The 17132-nt window shown below is 73.7% G+C and carries 12 protein-coding genes and 1 pseudogene; 9 read left to right on the top strand and 4 right to left on the bottom strand.

The genetic code is table 11. The features are described from left to right. The first annotated feature begins 85 nt into the window (after positions 1–85). The 6 genes and pseudogenes from phsA to ACWCQ1_RS25360 all read left to right on the top strand — a co-directional run bounded on the left by phsA (position 86) and on the right by ACWCQ1_RS25360 (position 6035). Positions 86–1963 carry an O-aminophenol oxidase PhsA gene (gene phsA / locus ACWCQ1_RS25335; RefSeq protein WP_451027446.1) on the top strand — a complete coding sequence of 626 codons (1878 nt, stop codon included), beginning with the start codon at positions 86–88 and terminating at the stop codon, positions 1961–1963. Between the two features lie 89 nt (positions 1964–2052). Further along, positions 2053–2412 (top strand): annotated as a pseudogene (locus tag ACWCQ1_RS25340) (LysR family transcriptional regulator); the annotation flags it as partial. A gap of 117 nt (positions 2413–2529) precedes the next feature. Beyond that, on the top strand, positions 2530–3111 hold the full coding sequence (locus tag ACWCQ1_RS25345) for a PDZ domain-containing protein (RefSeq protein WP_358598449.1): 582 nt from the start codon (positions 2530–2532) through the stop codon (positions 3109–3111). 76 nt (positions 3112–3187) lie between these two features. Beyond that, positions 3188–3805, top strand: coding sequence for a LysE family translocator (locus tag ACWCQ1_RS25350; RefSeq protein ID WP_358603282.1), 618 nt, complete (start codon positions 3188–3190; stop codon positions 3803–3805). Between the two features lie 117 nt (positions 3806–3922). After that, complete coding sequence (locus ACWCQ1_RS25355; protein WP_133041620.1) at positions 3923–5050, top strand: aminopeptidase P family protein; 1128 nt, start codon at positions 3923–3925, stop codon at positions 5048–5050. A gap of 46 nt (positions 5051–5096) precedes the next feature. Then, the gene (locus ACWCQ1_RS25360) at positions 5097–6035 is read left to right on the top strand and encodes an aminoglycoside phosphotransferase family protein (RefSeq protein WP_358603276.1); all 939 of its coding nucleotides are present in this window, start codon (positions 5097–5099) and stop codon (positions 6033–6035) included. Positions 6036–6465: 430 nt separating this feature from the next. On the opposite strand, the gene treZ is transcribed toward ACWCQ1_RS25360, so the two are convergent. Then, positions 6466–8211, bottom strand: coding sequence for a malto-oligosyltrehalose trehalohydrolase (gene treZ, locus ACWCQ1_RS25365; RefSeq protein ID WP_451027447.1), 1746 nt, complete (start codon positions 8209–8211; stop codon positions 6466–6468). Positions 8212–8384: 173 nt separating this feature from the next. Here treZ and ACWCQ1_RS25370 point away from each other — a divergent pair, with 173 nt between their 5' ends. The 3 genes from ACWCQ1_RS25370 (at position 8385) to ACWCQ1_RS25380 (ending at position 10863) form a co-directional block, all read left to right on the top strand. Beyond that, on the top strand, positions 8385–8936 hold the full coding sequence (locus ACWCQ1_RS25370; RefSeq protein ID WP_451027448.1) for an FHA domain-containing protein: 552 nt from the start codon (positions 8385–8387) through the stop codon (positions 8934–8936). A 164-nt stretch (positions 8937–9100) separates the two neighbouring features. Continuing rightward, entirely contained in the window at positions 9101–10450 is a 1350-nt protein-coding gene (locus tag ACWCQ1_RS25375; RefSeq protein WP_358603298.1) for a M14 family zinc carboxypeptidase, read from the top strand. Next, entirely contained in the window at positions 10447–10863 is a 417-nt protein-coding gene (locus ACWCQ1_RS25380; protein WP_451027449.1) for an SSI family serine proteinase inhibitor, read from the top strand. The genes ACWCQ1_RS25375 and ACWCQ1_RS25380 overlap by 4 nt, the downstream gene beginning before the upstream one ends. A gap of 127 nt (positions 10864–10990) precedes the next feature. Here the strand turns inward: ACWCQ1_RS25380 and ACWCQ1_RS25385 are convergent, their stop codons facing one another. From ACWCQ1_RS25385 to glgX, 3 genes are all read right to left on the bottom strand, one after another. Continuing rightward, on the bottom strand, positions 10991–12241 hold the full coding sequence (locus tag ACWCQ1_RS25385) for a M14 family zinc carboxypeptidase (protein WP_358603265.1): 1251 nt from the start codon (positions 12239–12241) through the stop codon (positions 10991–10993). A gap of 333 nt (positions 12242–12574) precedes the next feature. Then, positions 12575–14929, bottom strand: coding sequence for a malto-oligosyltrehalose synthase (gene treY / locus ACWCQ1_RS25390; protein WP_451027450.1), 2355 nt, complete (start codon positions 14927–14929; stop codon positions 12575–12577). Between the two features lie 69 nt (positions 14930–14998). Continuing rightward, positions 14999–17131 carry a glycogen debranching protein GlgX gene (glgX, locus tag ACWCQ1_RS25395; RefSeq protein WP_133041628.1) on the bottom strand — a complete coding sequence of 711 codons (2133 nt, stop codon included), beginning with the start codon at positions 17129–17131 and terminating at the stop codon, positions 14999–15001. Between the last annotated feature and the right edge of the window lies 1 nt (position 17132).

The raw sequence follows: 17132 nt of genomic DNA on the forward strand, positions 1-17132 counted from the left end.
CGGGACATTCAGGGAACTTCGCCGGGATGTCAGGAGTCTTCTGGGACAAGGGGAACAGACAACAGAACACACGGGGGTGTTCGACTTGACCGACATCATCGAAAGGATCACCGAGAACGACGGCACGGGAAGGGCGGCACCGGCACCGGACGAACTGGTGCCGTACGTGACGCCGTTACCGGTCCCGCCCGTCCTGCGGCCGGGCGCGGGCGACGTCCTGCGCGAGACGGAGATCGCCGTCCGCCCCACCTGGGTCCGGCTGCACCCGCAGCTCCCGCCGACCCTGATGTGGGGCTACGACGGCCACGTACCGGGACCGACCATCGAGGTACGCCGGGGCCGGCGGGTCCGCATCGCCTGGACCAACCGCGTACCGAGCGGCAGCGAGTACCCGGTCACCTCGGTCGAGGTGCCCGTCCGAGCGCCCGGCACTCCGCCCGCCACCACCGAGCCGGGCCGCGAGGGCGTCGAACCGAACAAGGACGTCGCGGCCCTGCCCGCCTGGACGGTGACCCATCTGCACGGGGCGCAGACGGGCGGCGGCAACGACGGCTGGGCCGACAACGCCGTCGGGTACGGCGACGCCCAGCTGTCGGAGTACCCGAACGACCACCAGGCGGTGCAGTGGTGGTACCACGACCACGCCATGAACATCACCCGGTGGAACGTGCACACCGGCCTGTACGGCACCTACCTGCTGCGGGACGACGAGGAGGACGCCCTCGGGCTGCCCGGCGGGGACCGGGAGATCCCGCTGCTGCTCGCCGACCGCAACCTCGACACCGACGAGGACGGAAGGCTCAACGGACGGCTGCTGCACAAGACGGTGATCGTCCAGCAGCAGAACCCGGAGACGGGAAAGCCGGTCTCCATCCCGTTCACCGGCCCGTACACGACGGTCAACGGCCGCATCTGGCCGTACGCCGAGGTGGACGCCGCCTGGTACCGCTTCCGGCTGGTCAACGCGTCCAACGCGCGCATCTACGAGCTCGTCCTGGTCGACGAGGACGACAACCCGGTCCCGGGCGTCGTCCACCAGATCGGCAGCGACGGCGGGCTGCTGCCGCGCCCGGTCCCGGTCGACTTCGACGAGGCGCTGCCCACGCTGACCGCCGCGCCGGCCGAGCGCTTCGACCTGCTCGTCGACTTCCGCGGCCTCGCCGGCAAGAAGCTGCGCCTGGTCAACAAGGGCCGTGGCCAGGCCCCGGGCGTGCCCGACCCGGTGAACGACGTGCCCTACCCGGCCGTCATGGAGTTCCGGGTCGGGGCGGGCGAGTGCACGGACACCTTCGAGCTTCCCGAGGTGCTCTCCGGCTCCTTCCGCCGGCTCACGCACGACATCCCGCACGGCCACCGCCTCGTCGTGCTCACCGTGCCCGGCACCAAGGGCTCCGGCGGTCACCCGGAGATCTGGGAGATGACCGAGGTCGACGACCCCGGCGACCTCCAGCTGCCCGCCGACGGCGTCATCCAGCTCACCGGTGCGGACGGCACCACGAAGACGTACCGGCGCACCTCCCGGACCTTCAACGACGGCCTGGGCTTCACCGTCGCCGAGGGCTCCTACGAGCAGTGGAGCTTCCTCAACCTCGCGCCGATCGTCCACCCGATGCACATCCACCTGGCCGACTTCCAGCTGCTGGGCCGGGACGCCTACGACGTCTCGGGCTTCGACCCGGCGGCGGGCGGCACACGCGTGCCGATCGCGTTCGACGCGACGAAGCAGCTGCCGCTCGCGCCCAACGAGCGCGGCCACAAGGACGTCTTCCGGGTGCCCGGCGGCCAGATACTGCGCGTCATGGGCCGGTTCGACGGCGCGTACGGCCGGTTCATGTACCACTGCCACCTCCTCGAACATGAGGACATGGGCATGATGCGGCCCTTCGTCGTCATGCCCGAGGAGGCCATGCGGTTCGACCACGGCGGGGCGCACGGCGGCCACGGGGAGGGGCACACGGGCTGAGACCCCGCCCGCGCCGCGTGCTCCACCGCGGCTCGCGCCGGCGCCCGGGTCATCGGGTGCGGGCGCGAGCCGTCCTCGTCGTGCCCCGGGTCCTCCTGCCGGCCGGCCACCCGCCGGCCCGGCGCCCCGGCCTGCGCCTCGGCGGCCCCGCCGACGCCCGGTGGCTCGACGCCCCGAACGCGGGTCTGCCGCTGGCGCACCTCCGTGCCGCGAACGGCGGCCACGGCTTCCGCCCCGCCCTGCGCTACGAGGGCACCGACGTGCGCACCCTCACCACCCTCACCACCCTCGCCGCCGCGGGCTACGGCCTGGCGGCCCCGGCGGTCCCGGGCGCGACGGCCGTCCCGCTCACCCACCCGCGCGTCGTGCACCCCACGGAACTGGTGTACGGGAGGTCACTCGCCGGGGCGGCGGCGACGCCGGCGCGGGCGCTGGGCGCACGCGGGTGACCTCGCGCCCGCGCCGGGCGACACGCCTCTTCCCGCCCTTGACCGCGGGTCAGTCTCACTCGTTCGTGGCTCGTCGTGCGCCGGTGCCCCGGGTAGTGCTCCAGCCGGAGGCGATCCATGGAACAGACTGCGTTGCGTCCCAAGCCGATGCCCGGCCGGAACCCCGGCGGCGGCGCCCGCCCCGACACCCCGGCCCCTCGCCCGCACGCCGCGCGACGACGCGCGAGACGGCTGAGGGCCGTGCTGTTCGGCCTGTGCGTCGGGACGGTCCTGGTGCTGTCCGGCGTCGGCATCGGCACCGTCGGCGCCACGGTCATCGGCATGAGCAAGCTCGCCGACCTGCAACGGGCGCACACCCCGGTGCCGGCCCGCCCCGTCCCCTCGCCACCCCCCGCGTCCCCGGGCCCGGCCCCGTCCGCGTCCCCGGCGCCCGCCACGGCGACCCTCGGCCTGGAGGCCGTCGACGACCGAGGACCGGGCGCCCTGGTCGTCGGCGTCCACGTCCCCGGCCCCGCCTGCGCGGCCGGCCTGGTCCGCGGCGACGTACTCCTCGCGTTCGGCGGCACCCGCGTCGGCACGGCCGCCGACCTCGCCCGCGCCGTCGCCCATGCCCGACCCGGCACGCGGGTCACACTGACCGTCCGGCACCGCGGCGGCGGATACCAGCGGCTGACGGCCCTACCCGGAGTCGTCACCTGACCCCCCGGAGCCGGCCCGCGCCGACGCGGTGAAAACCGCTGGCCCGGCTGCCCGGGCACCGACCACCATGGGGCCCATGCTGAGCACCCTCCTCGCCTTCCTCGGCGCCTGCACCCTCATCGCCGCCTCGCCCGGCCCCAGCACCGTGCTGATCATCAAGCAGTCGCTGCGCAGCAGGCGTTCCGGTCTGCTGACCGTGCTCGGCAACGAGACGGGGGTCTTCGTGTGGGGCGTCGTCGCCGCCTTCGGCCTGACCGCGCTGCTCGCGGCCTCCGAGGTGGCGTACGACGTGATGCGGATCGTCGGCGCGCTCGTTCTGATCGCCTTCGGCGTCCAGGCGCTGCGCCAGGCGCGGCACACCGGGGACGCCGCGGCCGGCTGGGAGGGCGGTGAGAAGAGCGGCTGGGCCGCCTACCGGGGCGGGCTGCTGCTGAACCTCGCCAACCCCAAGGCGGCGATCTTCGCCATGTCCTTCCTGCCGCAGTTCGTGCCCCGGGGAGCCCCGCACCTGCCCGCCATGATCGGTCTCGCCGCGCTGTGGGCGGTCTACGAGATCGGTTACTACGGCCTGTACGTGTGGTTCGTCGGCCGGATGCGGACCGTGCTCTCCCGCGCCGCGGTGCGCCGGCGCCTGGAACAGGTCTCCGGGGGTGTGCTGCTGCTCCTCGGTGTGCGCCTCGCCCTGGAGAGCTGACGCCATGACCGGCCGAGGCGTGCGAGGACCCGCAGACCGGTCGCGCGGCCCCCGCTGTCCGGGCAGGATGCTGCCCGTAGTCCCTTGTGGTCCCTCAACCCGCCCAGGGAGGCCCGGATGACCGGCACCGCGACCGCGCCCTTCACCGCCGACGACTACCGGGCCCGCATGGACCGCGCCGCGCGCGCCGCGGCGGACGCCGGTCTCGCAGGTCTTCTCGTGGCCCCGGGCCCGGACCTGGTGTGGCTGACCGGCTACACGCCCCCCGCGGCCACCGAACGGCTCACCCTGCTGGTCCTCGCCCCCGGTCGCGCCCCCGTCCTGGTCGTCCCCACCCTGGAGGCGCCCGACGCGGCGCGGGCACCCGGCGCGGGCGCGCTCGGTCTGCGGGACTGGACCGACGGCAAGGACCCCTACGCCGCCACCGCCGCGCTCCTCGACGTCAGCGGGCGCTTCGGGATCAGCGACAACGCCTGGGCGATGCACCTGCTCGGCCTGCAGCGGGCGCTGCCCGGCACCAGCCACGTCTCCCTCACCGAGGCCCTGCCGATGCTGCGCGCCGTCAAGGACGCGGCGGAACTGGAACTGATGGCGGCCGCGGGCGCGGCCGCCGACGCGACGTTCGAGGAGATCAGGAAGGTTCCCTTCGCGGGCCGCACGGAGTCCGAGGTCGGCGCCGACCTCGCCGGTCTGCTGCGGCGCTTCGGCCACTCCCAGGTCGACTTCACCATCGTCGCCTCCGGCCCGAACGGCGCCAACCCGCACCACGAGGTCGGCGACCGGGTCATCGAGCGCGGCGACATGGTCGTCCTGGACTTCGGCGGCCTCAAGGACGGCTACGGCTCCGACACCTCCCGCACCGTGCACGTGGGCGAGCCCACCGACGAGGAGCGCCGGGTGCACGACCTGGTCCGCGAGGCCCAGGAGGCCGGGGTCCGGGCGGTGAAGCCGGGCGTGGCCTGCCAGGAGGTGGACCGGGCCGCCCGCGCGGTCATCGAGGACGCCGGGTACGGCGAGTACTTCATCCACCGCACCGGGCACGGCATCGGCGTCACCACGCACGAGCCGCCGTACATGATCGAGGGCGAACGGCAGCCGCTCGTGCCCGGCATGTGCTTCTCGGTGGAGCCCGGCGTCTATCTGCCCGGCCGGTTCGGGGTGCGGATCGAGGACATCGTGACGGTCACCGAGGACGGCGGCCGGCGGCTGAACACCACCGACCGCGAGATGGTCATAGTGGACTGAGCGTCCCAGGAGCCCCCGCACATCCCCGAGTGACAACGGCGCGACCATGACCCAGGCACCGACACCCACCGCGGACACCGTCCGCCGGCTGGTCAGTTCCCTGCTCAAGGACGGCGGGGGGACGGCCGGTCCGGAGCTGCGGCCCGTCGCGGAGGGCGGTGAGCACTCCACCTGGTGGGTCGGCACCCGCCATGTGCTGCGGCTCGCCCCGGACCGCGAGGCCGCCCTGCGCCAGCGCCGGGAACTGCGGCTGCGCGACCTCGTCCGCCCCCACCTCCCGCTCGCCGTCCCGACCAGCGTGGCGCACGGCGAGTGGGCGCCCGGGCTGACGTACACGCTCGACACCAAGGTTCCGGGCGGCACGGCGGAGGAGCACGACGTCTCCGCCGTCGGCGAGGCCGACCTCGCGGGGCTGCTCACCGGGCTGCGCGAGGTGCCCGTACGGCAGGCCGAGACGCTCGGTGTCCCGCGCACCGCCCCGCGCTCCCTGGAGGGCCTGCGCCGGGCCGCCGAGAAGGCCGCCCACCTGCTCGCCGGAACCGACGAGTTCGACCCGGTACGGCTGCACCAGCTCACCTCCGCCGCCGCCGTCCAGCTCGCCGCGCAGCCCGGCACCGCGGTCCTCGTCCACCGCGGCCTTCGGGGCGAGCACCTCGTCGTCAGCGCCGACGGGCGGGTGCGCGGGGTCCTCGACTGGACCGACGCGGCCGTCGGCGACCCCGCCGAGGACATCGCGGGCCTCGCGGTCGCCGTCGGCTCCCCGGCCGCCGTCCGCGCCGCCACCCTCGCCGGCTACGGCGCCCGCCCCTGTCTGCGCGGCCTGTGGCTGGCCCGCTGCGACACGGTGATCCGCCTCGCCGCCCACATCGAACGGGACACGACCCCCCTCCCCCTGCTCGGCCTCCAGCTCCACCGAGCCTGGGAGCCGATCCTGCTGGAGCGCGTGACGGAACTACGGGAGGCCGACGGAACCGAAGACTTCTGACACCACCGACTCGGACCCACCCGCACACCACCCGCGCCCGGGATGCGCAGGACCCCTGGATCGGCGGCCTGCGCGGGGGTCCCAGATCGACTTCGGTTCGGCGGCTCGTGCGGGGGCCTTCGGTTCGGCGCCAGCGGGTGGGATGTGGAGGAGCTCTGGTTCGCGGCCGCTGCGGGGTCCTGCAGGGACTTCGGTTCGGCGGCTCGTGTGCGGGATGTGCGGGGAACTCGGTTGGGCGCCCGCGCGTGGGATGGGCAGGAGCCCTGGATCGGTGGCCTGTGCGGGGCCCGGCAGGAGCCCCGGTTCGGTCAGGCCCCGCGCACGCCCGTCCCGCCCCGCCGCCGGTCAGCGGCGTTCGGGCCCCGGCGGGTTCGGCGGCCCGCGCGGGACCTGGACGAGCACCCGTTCGGCGGGGCGCCGTGGGGTTTCGTCAGTTCTGGAGCAGGATTACGGCCGACTCGGCGGGGACGTGCAGCACACCGTCGGCACCCGGGGGCCGTACCGGTTCCCACGCGGCCAGTACGCGGGCCTCGCGGGGGCCCAGTGGGATGGCCGCCGGTTCCTTGGCGAGGTTCACCGCGACCCGCACGTCACCGCGGCGGAAGGCGATCCAGCGGTCCTGCTCGTCGTAGGCGACCTTGGTGTCGCCGAGGTCGGGGTCGGTGAGGTCGGCCTGTTCGTGGCGCAGGGCGATGAGACGCCGGTACCAGTCGAGCACGCGCGCGTGGGGCTCGCGCTCCGGCTCGCTCCAGTCGAGGCAGGAGCGGTCCCGGGTCGCCGGGTCCTGCGGGTCCGGCACGTCCTCCTCGGCCCAGCCGTGCGCCGCGAACTCCCGCCGCCGGCCCCGCCGTACCGCCTCGGCGAGCTCCGGGTCGGTGTGGTCGGTGAAGAACTGCCAGGGCGTGCCCGCAGCCCACTCCTCGCCCATGAACAGCATCGGTGTGAAGGGCGCGGTCAGCACGAACGCGGCCGCGCAGGCCAGCAGGCCGGGGGAGAGGGTGGCGGACAGACGGTCGCCCTGGGCGCGGTTGCCGACCTGGTCGTGCGTCTGGGTGTAGCCCAGCAGCCGGTGCGCGGCCACGCGCGTGGTGTCCAGCGGGCGCCCGTGACGCCGGCCCCGGAAGCTCGAGTACGTGCCGTCGTGGAAGTAGCCCCTGGTGAGCGTCTTGGCGACCGCGGCCAGCGGCGCGCGCCCGAAGTCGGCGTAGTAGCCCTGCGCCTCGCCGGTCAGCGCGGTGTGCAGGGCGTGGTGGAAGTCGTCGTTCCACTGCGCGTCCAGCCCGAGGCCGCCCTCCGCGCGCGGGGTGATCAGCCGCGGGTCGTTCAGGTCGGACTCGGCGATCAGGAACAGCGGGCGTCCCAGATCGCCGGAGAGGGCGTCCACGGCCGTCGACAGCTCCTCCAGGAAGTGGCACGCGCGTGTGTCCGCCAGCGCGTGCACCGCGTCCAGCCGCAACCCGTCGATCCGGTAGTCCCGCAGCCAGGACACGGCACTGTCCACCAGATACGTCCGCACCTCGTCCGACCCCGGCGCGTCCAGGTTCACGGCGGAACCCCACGGCGTGTGGTGCGTGTCCGTGAAGTACGGCCCGAACGCCGGCAGGTAGTTGCCCGACGGCCCCAGATGGTTGTGCACGACGTCCAGGACCACCCCGAGTCCCAGCTCGTGCGCCCGGTCGACGAACCGTTTCAGCCCCTCGGGCCCGCCGTACGGCTCGTGCACGGCCCACAGCGAGACGCCCTCGTACCCCCAGCCGTGCCGCCCCGGGAAGGGGCACAGCGGCATCAACTCGACGTGAGTGACGCCCAGTTCAACGAGATGGCCGAGCCGTTCGGCGGCGGCGTCCAGGGTGCCCTCACGGGTGTACGTGCCCACGTGCAGCTCGTAGAGCACGGCGCCCGGCAGCGGCCGTCCGGCCCACTCGGAGCGCCACGCGTACCGGCCCTGGTCGAAGACCGCGCTCAGCCCGTCCGGGCCGTCCGGCTGGCGGCGCGAGCGCGGGTCGGGCAGCACGGGACCGTCGTCCAGCGCGAACCCGTAGCGCGAGCCGTCCCGCGCGTCGGCCTCGCCCCGCCACCAACCCTCCCGCTCCGGATCGCGCTCCAAAGCGCGCGCGGCGCCGCCGCAATGGAGCGTCACACGGCCGGCCTGCGGTGCCCACACATCGAACTGCACGGACGGTTCCCCTTCGTCTGCTCACCGGGAGGTAGCCCGTCCATGGTGCTTCAAACGAGATCAGCGCGCTTTCGAATCCTCCCTTTCCCCGCCGGTGTCGCGCGATACGCGCGCGTGGCGGCCGTTTTCTCGTTTTCTGGACACCCGCGGTTCACTGACCGACAATCACCAACGTGACGTCGTCCTTCGAGTTCAACACGTACCCCGCGCGACTGTCCGACGCGGAGCGCGACAAGGCGCTGAAGGTGCTTCGGGACGGCGTCGCCATGGGGCGGCTCTCGCACGACACGTTCATCCGCCGCATGGAGCTGGCGCTCGCCGCCCGCCGCTCCGACGAGCTCCTGGCCCTCACCGCTGACCTGCCCCAGGAGAGCCGCCTGGCGCGCCTGGTCTTCGGCAGCGTGGAGGCCGTCTCCGGCTTCACCGTACGGCTGCGCAGGGCCTGGCAGGCCGAGCGGCTGCCCAAGCTGCTGCTCCCGCACCCGGCGGGCGGCCACCCGCTGCGCATCGGTCGGGATCCGGCCAACGGACTGCGGCTGACCCACGAGACCGTCTCCCGGGTGCACGCCGAACTGAGCCGCCAGGGCGGCATGTGGGTGCTGAGGGACCTCGGCTCCACCAACGGCACCACCGTCAACGGACGGCGGGTCATCGGCGCCGCCGTGGTCCGCGAGGGCGACCAGGTCGGCTTCGGTCGGATGTCGTTCCGGCTCGCCGTCGACTGAGCCACCGCTTAGCTTTGGCCTGAGCATGACACGGCGTTGAGCTGCTGTGATGGCTCAAATCCCTTTCCTCTCCGCGGTGTTGACGTACCCCCCAAGTCGTGACTGACTGTGCGTACGTCATGCACGTCAGGTGAACCGACGGCACAGCATCGGGGAGGTGTGCCCTGCCGCCCCTCCTGCGCTATCCGACCGTCGACGAGCTCGGCGCGCGGGCGGCGGCACTCGTCGCCCGTCGCCCCGGTGACGCCCGTCTGCGCCGCGTCGGCACATCCCGGGCCGGCACCCCCATGTGGCTGCTTTCCGTCGGTCACGGCAGCCGTCAGGCCCTCGTGGTCGCCGGTCCGCACGCCAACGAACCCGTCGGCGGCGCCACCGTGCTGCGGCTGGCCGAACGGGCCCTGGCCGACCCGCGGTTCACCGAGGGCGCGGACGCCACCTGGAACCTGCTGCTCTGCCTCGACCCGGACGGCCTGCGCCGCAACGAGGGCTGGCTGTCGGGCCCGTACACCCTCGGCCGGTACTTCCGGAACTTCTTCCGGCCCGGCTTCCACGAACAGCCCGAATGGCTGCCCGCCGGAGCGGCGGCCGCCGCCCTGCCGGAGACCCGCACCCTGCTCGACCTCCAGGACGAGCTGCGGCCCTTTCTGCAGTGCTCGCTGCACGGCGTCGACGTCGGCGGCGGCTTCGTCGAGCTCACCCGCGACCTGCCGGGCCTCGCCCAGCGCGTCGCGCACACCGCGGCCCGCCTCGGCATCCCGCGCGAACTGGGGCCGTACGACACCCTGTACTGGCCCAACATCGGTCCGGCCGTCTACCGCATCCCGCCGCCCCGGCCCGGCGACCTGGCCGCCGCCATCACCGAGGCCGCCGTCGAGTCGACCTGGTACCACCCGCACCGGCACGGCACGGTCACGGCCGTCGTCGAGGCACCCATGTGGGGCGTGGCCGCCGTCGAGGACAGCTCCCCGCCCGCCGACCGCGCCGCCGTGCTGCGCACGGTCAGCCACACCCTGCGACGCGACGCGCAGCTGCTGGAGCGGCTCCTCGCGCGGCTGCGCCCGCACACGACGGGCGCGCCGGACGCGGCCCGCCTGCTCGCGCCGGTGGACGACTATTTACTGGTCTGCCCCGGCCTCGCCGACACCTGGGACCCCGACATCGCCGACGGGACGCGCCCGCTCCCGCCGCTGAGCACCGCCCATCTGGCCGCCCTGCGCATCGCCGGCCGGCGGCTCGCCCTGCGCACGGCGGGGCTGCTGCACCAGCTCGTCACCGGCGCCGGGCGCGATCCGGCCGGGGTGCTGCCCGACCTGGACCGGCTCATCGGCGAGTGGTGCGCCGACTACCTCGACGGCTGCGGGGCCCGCTGGATCCCGGTCGCGCGCCAGGTCGAGTACCAGTCGCGCGTCGTCCTGCACGCCTTCGAACTCGCCGAGCGGTACGCGCCCGCGTGCTCCCGTTCGGGTGAGCCGGGGTGGGGTTCCGGGGCCGCCGTGCCGATGCATCTGGAATGACGATCAGCACCACAGCGAAAGCGGTACGCGGCGCCCTGCTGGCGGCCGCGCTGCTCCTCGCCGCCGCGCCCCAGGCCCAGGCGACCCCCGGCCACCACCTGCCGGGCAGCTGGCTCTACCTCACCGTCACCAAGGGAGACTCCCGCTCCAGCGACACCCGGGGCACCCTGCTGCTGTGCGATCCGCCCCAGGGACACGCGCGCGCGGTCGAGGCGTGCGCCGAGCTCGCGGCGGTCGACGGCGACATCGGCGCGCTCCCGGCCAGGGACGTCATGTGCCCGATGGTCTACGCGCCGGTCACCGTGCACGCGCGGGGACAGTGGAGCGGCCGGGAGGTCGAGTACGTCCAGACCTTCCCCAACGCATGCGCCCTCGGGGCGCGCACGAGGGAGGTCTTCGCGCTCGACGGGTGACACGCGCGGTGCGCCGCGGGTCGCGGGGTCCCGTACGCGCGCGGTGTGTGGCGGGTTGCGGGGTCCCGCGCGCGCCTGGTGTGTGGCGGGTGGCGGCGCCCCCGTACGCGCGCGTGGGCGCCGTTGCTCAGGCCGTTCCGTCGCGTGCGTGCAGGGCGGCCGCCACCACCGTGCGGGACTGGTGCTCGACCTGGTGCTCCAGCGGTACCCAGCGGGCCCGGAAGCGCTCGGCGAAGGAGTCGCTCCAGGTCGACACCAGCCGCTCCAGGTGCGGCGCCGCGCGGTCGTCGGTCTCCCGCAGGACCCGCAGCAGCATCGCCGCGGCCCGCAAGGGCAGCCGCCGCCCGAACGCGTCCACGCTCCCGACGTACGCCATGGTGTCGTCGGCGGGCGGGGTGTGCATCCAGTCCGCGGCCAGCCCCGGAACCAGCTCCAGCGCCCACCTCGCGGCCCGCAGCAGCGGCCCGTCGACGCCCTCCAGGCGGGGCAGCGCGTCAGCGAGCACCCGCTCCACCTCCAGCCCGTCCCGTAGCAGCCGGCGCGCCAGCCGGCGTATCGCGGCGGCCGGCGCGGGATGCGGCGCCGGGTCGTCCACCAGGTCGCTCGCCCACATCGGCACCTCGACGACCGCGGTCAGGCCGCCGTAGCGGTGGGTGTGGTACCAGGTGCTCTGCCGCGCGTCGTCCGGCATGCTCGGGTACGCGGCTCCCGCGCCCGGCGACGGCATCACATGCACCCCGGGCCCGGACGCGGACCAGCCCGCGGCGTCCGAGGCACCCGTCTCCACCGGGATGTGCAGCTGGGCGGCGGACTTGGCGAACGGCTCGGCGAGCCCCGGGATGTCCTTCGTCAGCTGCACCCAGCTGCCGCCCAGGTCGGTCCCGTGCAGCGTCACCTGGAGGTAGGGCCGCAGCTCGTCTATGACCCGGGTCAGCGTCCGAGTCTCGGGCGGCAGCCGGTCCGGCGGCAGTACCGCGGGTGACCATTCCGGCTGCTCCTCGGCGGCCGGCCGGAAGAAGCCGAGGTGGTAGTCGAGCAGGGTGCGCGGCGCCGGGGTGACGTGCAGGCTCGCGCCGTCGGGGTCGGCGCAGAGCAGGAAGTGCCAGGAGGTGTCGGTGCGCAACTCCCGTTCCCGTAGGACCCGTTCGGCCAGGGCGAGGAGGGTGGAGCCGCCGGTGGGCTCGTTGGCGTGGGCGCCGGCGACGACCAGTACGGCCCGTCGGGCATGGCCCACGGACAGCAGGTGCAGGGGGCGCCCGGCGCGGGAGACACCCACCTGTCTCAGCGTGCACAGGGTGGGCCGATGGATGGCCAACGCCCTCGCGGACGAGACGAGTTGGGGCACAGTGGGGTAACGCAGCTGCGGCAGGAGACTCACCCCCGTCCAGTCCGCCTGGCTTCGCAATCCGCAGTACCCCACGGTCTCCGCCCCCTGTCAAGGTCGCCCCGGGGGAGCCTCCAGGGGCGCCCAGATGCATTTACCGCCGGCCGGAACAACCCCTTCGCAAGGGCACACGCGCGCGACCGCTCCCCACACACGCCCGCACGCGCCGTTTCCCTGCGCGCACCCCGGAAGCGCACGCGGGTGCAAGCGGGGCGCCCGGACAACACCACGGCGCAGGACGACGGCGCGCACGCCCGGCGTGAAGTTCGCGATATGTGACCCCGTCGCGCTCCCGACCCTGGGTCCCGACCCGCGGTCCCCGGGTCCTCAGTCGGAGTCCGTCCGCTCCAGCAGCGCCACCGGCAACCGTGCGAAAAGCTCCTCCACGCGTGCGTGCCCCGTGAACTCCCGCTCCGGAGCGAGGACGTCCGCCCAGCGTCCCGGTGGCAGCGGCAGCACCGTGTCCCGCCAGCCGTCGGCCTCCGCGAGCCGCAGGGACAGGCGGGTCACCGCCGTGACGGCTTCCCCGGAGCGCGCGAAGGCCAGACAGTGCTCCGCAGCGGGTCCCTCCGCGGCGAGCGGCGTGTAGGCCGCCGCTTCCCCGAAGGCGCCGGGCCGCCGGGCGCGCAGCCCGAGGGCGGCCGCCGTCAGCGCGCCCTTGTCGCCGGGGGCGTCCGGCGGGAAGGACACCGGGCGACGGTTGTCCGGGTCGACGAGGGCCAGGTACTCGGCCTCCGTGCCCTGGTAGACGTCCGGCACGCCCGGCATCGTCAGGTGGACCAGGGCCGCACCGAGCACGTTGGCCCGGATGTGCGGCTCCAGCGCCTCCCGCAGGGCGGTGACGTGCTCGCCGGGCGCCCCGCACGGGCCCGCCGCGACGAACGCCGCCACCGCCTCCTCGTACGCCGGTTCCTGCTCGGTCCAGCTCGTGAACAGCCCCGCCTCGCGCACATGCTTCAGCAGCGCCTGCCGCACCCGCTCCTCGTCCGCCGGACCGAGCCCGAACACCGTCTGCCAGGCCGCCCACGCCAGCTGCGCGTCCGGCACGCCCTCACCGGTGCGCGTCACCTCCGCCAGGACGTCCGCCCAGCGCCCCGGGCACTCGGTGAGCACCTCAAGCGCCGCCCGTACGTCGGCGCTGCGCTTGGTGTCGTGCGTGGAGAGCACCGTTCCGCTCGCCGGCCAGTCGCGCTGCACGCGCGCGCAGTACGCGTGGAACTCCTCCGGGGACAGCGCCGGGGCGCCCGGATTCCCGCCCACCTCGTTCGCCGACAGCAGCGGCACATAACGGTAGAACGCGGTGTCCTCCACGGACTTGGCGCGCAGCGCGGACGCCGTCTGGGCGAACCGGGTGCGGAACTCGACGTACTCGGGACCCTCACCGCCCCGCCCCAGCAGCAGGCCCCGCACCACGTCCACCGCTCCGGCCTCCTCCGGGACGACGAAGGCGAGCCGTGCCTCGGCCGCGGCCTCCTCGGTGAGTACGGAGGCGGCGTCACCGGAGGCGTAGGGCCGGTAGACCTCCAACCGCACCAGCAGCTCCGTCAGGGCCGTGCGCAGCGCCCAGGGAGCCCGGTCGCGCAGGTGCGGGTCGGGCGAGGCGGCGCACAGCCTGCTCACCACCCGGGTCAGCCGGTCGACCTCGGCGGCCAGCTCGTGCGTGAGCACCTTGTACGCCGCCCGGCGTACCGTCGCCGCCCAGTCGCCGCCCCGGTCGGTCTGCGGGGCCGCGAACCGCCGGTACTGGCCGAGGAGTTCCCCGAAGCCCGCCGGGTCGGTGAACAGCCCGTCGACGTGCCGCAGGGCGTCGTACCCGGTGGTGCCCGCCACGGGCCAGGAGGCCGGCAGGTGCTCGCCGTCGGAGAGGATCTTCTCCACGACCGTCCAGCGGCCGCCGGTCGCCTCGTGCAGCCGCCGCAGATAGCCGTCCGGGTCGGCGAGCCCGTCCGGGTGGTCCACGCGCAGCCCGTCGACGACCCCCTCGTGCAGCAGCTGGAGGATCTTGTCGTGGGTGGCCTCGAAGACCTCGGGATCCTCCACCCGCACCCCGATGAGCTCCGAGATGCTGAAGAAACGCCGGTAGTTGAGCTCGGTGCGGGCCAGCCGCCACCACACCGGGCGGTACCACTGGGCGTCCAGGAGCTGCGGCAGCGGCAGCTCCTCGGTGCCCTCGCGGAGCGGGAAGACATGGTCGTAGTAGCGCAGCACGTCCCCGTCGACGCGCAGCTCGCCGACGACCGAGCCGAGGGGTCCGCCCAGCACCGGCAGCAGCACCTGCCCGCCCTGCGCCTCCCAGTCGATGTCGAACCAGCGCGCGTACGGCGACTTCGGCCCCTCCCGCAGCACCTCCCACAGGGCGCGGTTGTGCCGCGGCGCCATCGCCATGTGGTTCGGCACGATGTCCACGATCAGCCCTAGCCCGTGCTCGCGCGCCGTGCGCGCCAGCGCGCGCAACCCCTCCTCACCCCCCAGCTCCTCCCGCACGCGCGCGTGGTCGACGACGTCGTACCCGTGCGCGGAGCCGGGCACGGCCTCGAGGACGGGGGAGAGATGCAGATGCGAGACGCCCAGCGAGGCCAGGTACGGCACCGCCGACGCCGCGGCCGCGAACGGGAACTCGGGCTGCAGCTGCAGCCGGTAGGTGGCCGTGGGCACCGGGGGGAGGGGACGCTCAGGTGTCATGCAGAGCTACGTACCCCTCCCGCCGGCTTTCGTGTCATGGCGCCCGCCACGCGTGCGTGCCCGTGTCGCTCACACGGGCCGCTGCAGCACCGTGAGGCTCCGGTCCACCAGGGTCAGCCGGTCCCCGGCCTGCACCTTCGGGCCCGTGTCCGGCGGTACTCCGTCCGGGCGGGCGGTGTCGACCACCACCTGCCACTGCCGGCCGTGGTTGACCGGCACCACGAAGTCCAGCGTCTCGGGCGAGGCGTTGAACATCAGCAGGAACGAGTCGTCGGTGATCCGCTCCCCGCGTGCGCCGGGCTCGGAGATCGCGTTGCCGTTCAGGAACACGGTCAGCGCCGAGGCCTGCGCCGAGTCCCAGTCCTGCTGGGTCATCTCCCGGCCCTCGGGGGTGAACCAGGCGATGTCCGACAGCTCGTCGTGGGTGCCCTCCACCGGCCGCCCGTGGAAGAAGCGCCGTCTGCGCAGGACGGGGTGGTCCTTGCGCAGCCACACCATCGCCCGCGTGAAGGCCAGCAGCTGGGTGTCGAGCCCCTCGGGGTCCGGGGAGTCCGGGTCCGGCCACCGCACCCAGGACAGTTCGTTGTCCTGGCAGTAGGCGTTGTTGTTGCCCTGCTGGGTGCGGGCGACCTCGTCCCCGTGGCTGATCATCGGCACGCCCTGGGACAGCATCAGCGTGGCGACGAAGTTGCGCATCTGGCGGGCGCGCAGCTCCAGCACCGCCGGATCGTCGGTCTCGCCCTCCACCCCGCAGTTCCACGACCGGTTGTGGCTCTCGCCGTCCCGGTTGTCCTCGCCGTTGGCCCGGTTGTGCTTGTCGTTGTAGGACACCAGGTCGTGCAGGGTGAAGCCGTCGTGGCAGGTGACGAAGTTGATCGAGGCCAGCGGGCGCCGCCCGTCGTCCTGGTAGAGGTCCGAGGAGCCGGTCAGCCGGGACGCGAACTCGGCGAGCGCGCGCTGCTCGCCCCGCCACAGGTCCCGTACCGTGTCGCGGTACTTGCCGTTCCACTCCGTCCACAGCGGCGGGAAATTGCCCACCTGGTAGCCGCCCTCGCCGACGTCCCAGGGCTCGGCGATCAGCTTCACCTGGGAGACCACCGGGTCCTGCTGCACCAGGTCGAAGAACGACGACAGCCGGTCCACCTCGTGGAACTGCCGGGCGAGGGTCGCCGCGAGGTCGAAGCGGAAGCCGTCGACATGCATCTCGGTGACCCAGTACCGCAGCGAGTCCATGATCAGCTGCAGCACGTGCGGGGACCGCATGAGCAGCGAGTTCCCCGTCCCCGTGGTGTCCATGTAGTAGCGGGGATCGTCGGTCAGACGGTAGTACTGCGGGTTGTCGATGCCCTTGAAGGACAGCGTGGGGCCCAGGTGGTTGCCCTCGGCGGTGTGGTTGTAGACCACGTCGAGGATGACCTCGATGCCGGCCTCGTGCAGCGCCCGGACCGCCGACTTGAACTCCAGGACCTGCTGGCCGCGGTCGCCCCAGGAGGCGTACGCGTTGTGCGGGGCGAAGAAACCGATCGTGTTGTAGCCCCAGTAGTTGTTCAGGCCCATGTCGACCAGCCGGTGGTCGTTCACGAACTGGTGGACCGGCATCAGCTCCAGCGTGGTGACGCCGAGCTCCACCAGGTGCTCGATGATCGCCGGGTGCGCGAGCGCCGCGTAGGTGCCGCGCAGCTCCTTCGGCAGCCCCGGGTGCCGCATGGTCAGGCCCTTCACATGGGCCTCGTAGATCACCGTCTCGTGGTAGCCGCGCCGCGGCCGGCGGTCGTCGCCCCAGTCGAAGTACGGGTTGACCACCACCGACGTCATGGTGTGCGGCGCCGAGTCCAGGTCGTTGCGCTCCTCGGGCGCGTCGAAGTGGTAGCCGTACACCTCCTCGCCCCAGCGGACCGAACCGCTGATCGCACGCGCGTACGGGTCGAGCAGCAGCTTCGCCGAGTTGCAGCGCAGTCCGCGTCCGGGGTCGTACGGCCCGTGCACCCGGAAGCCGTAACGCTGTCCGGGCATGATCCCGGGCACGTACGCGTGCCGTACGAACGCGTCGCTCTCGCGCAGTTCCACCGCCGTCTCCGAGCCGTCGTCGTGCAGCAGACACAGCTCTACTCGGTCCGCGGCCTCCGTGAAGACCGCGAAGTTGGTGCCGGCGCCGTCGTACGTGGCACCGAGCGGATACGCCTCGCCAGGCCAGACCTGCATG

The organism is Streptomyces sp. NPDC002144 (assembly GCF_053593695.1).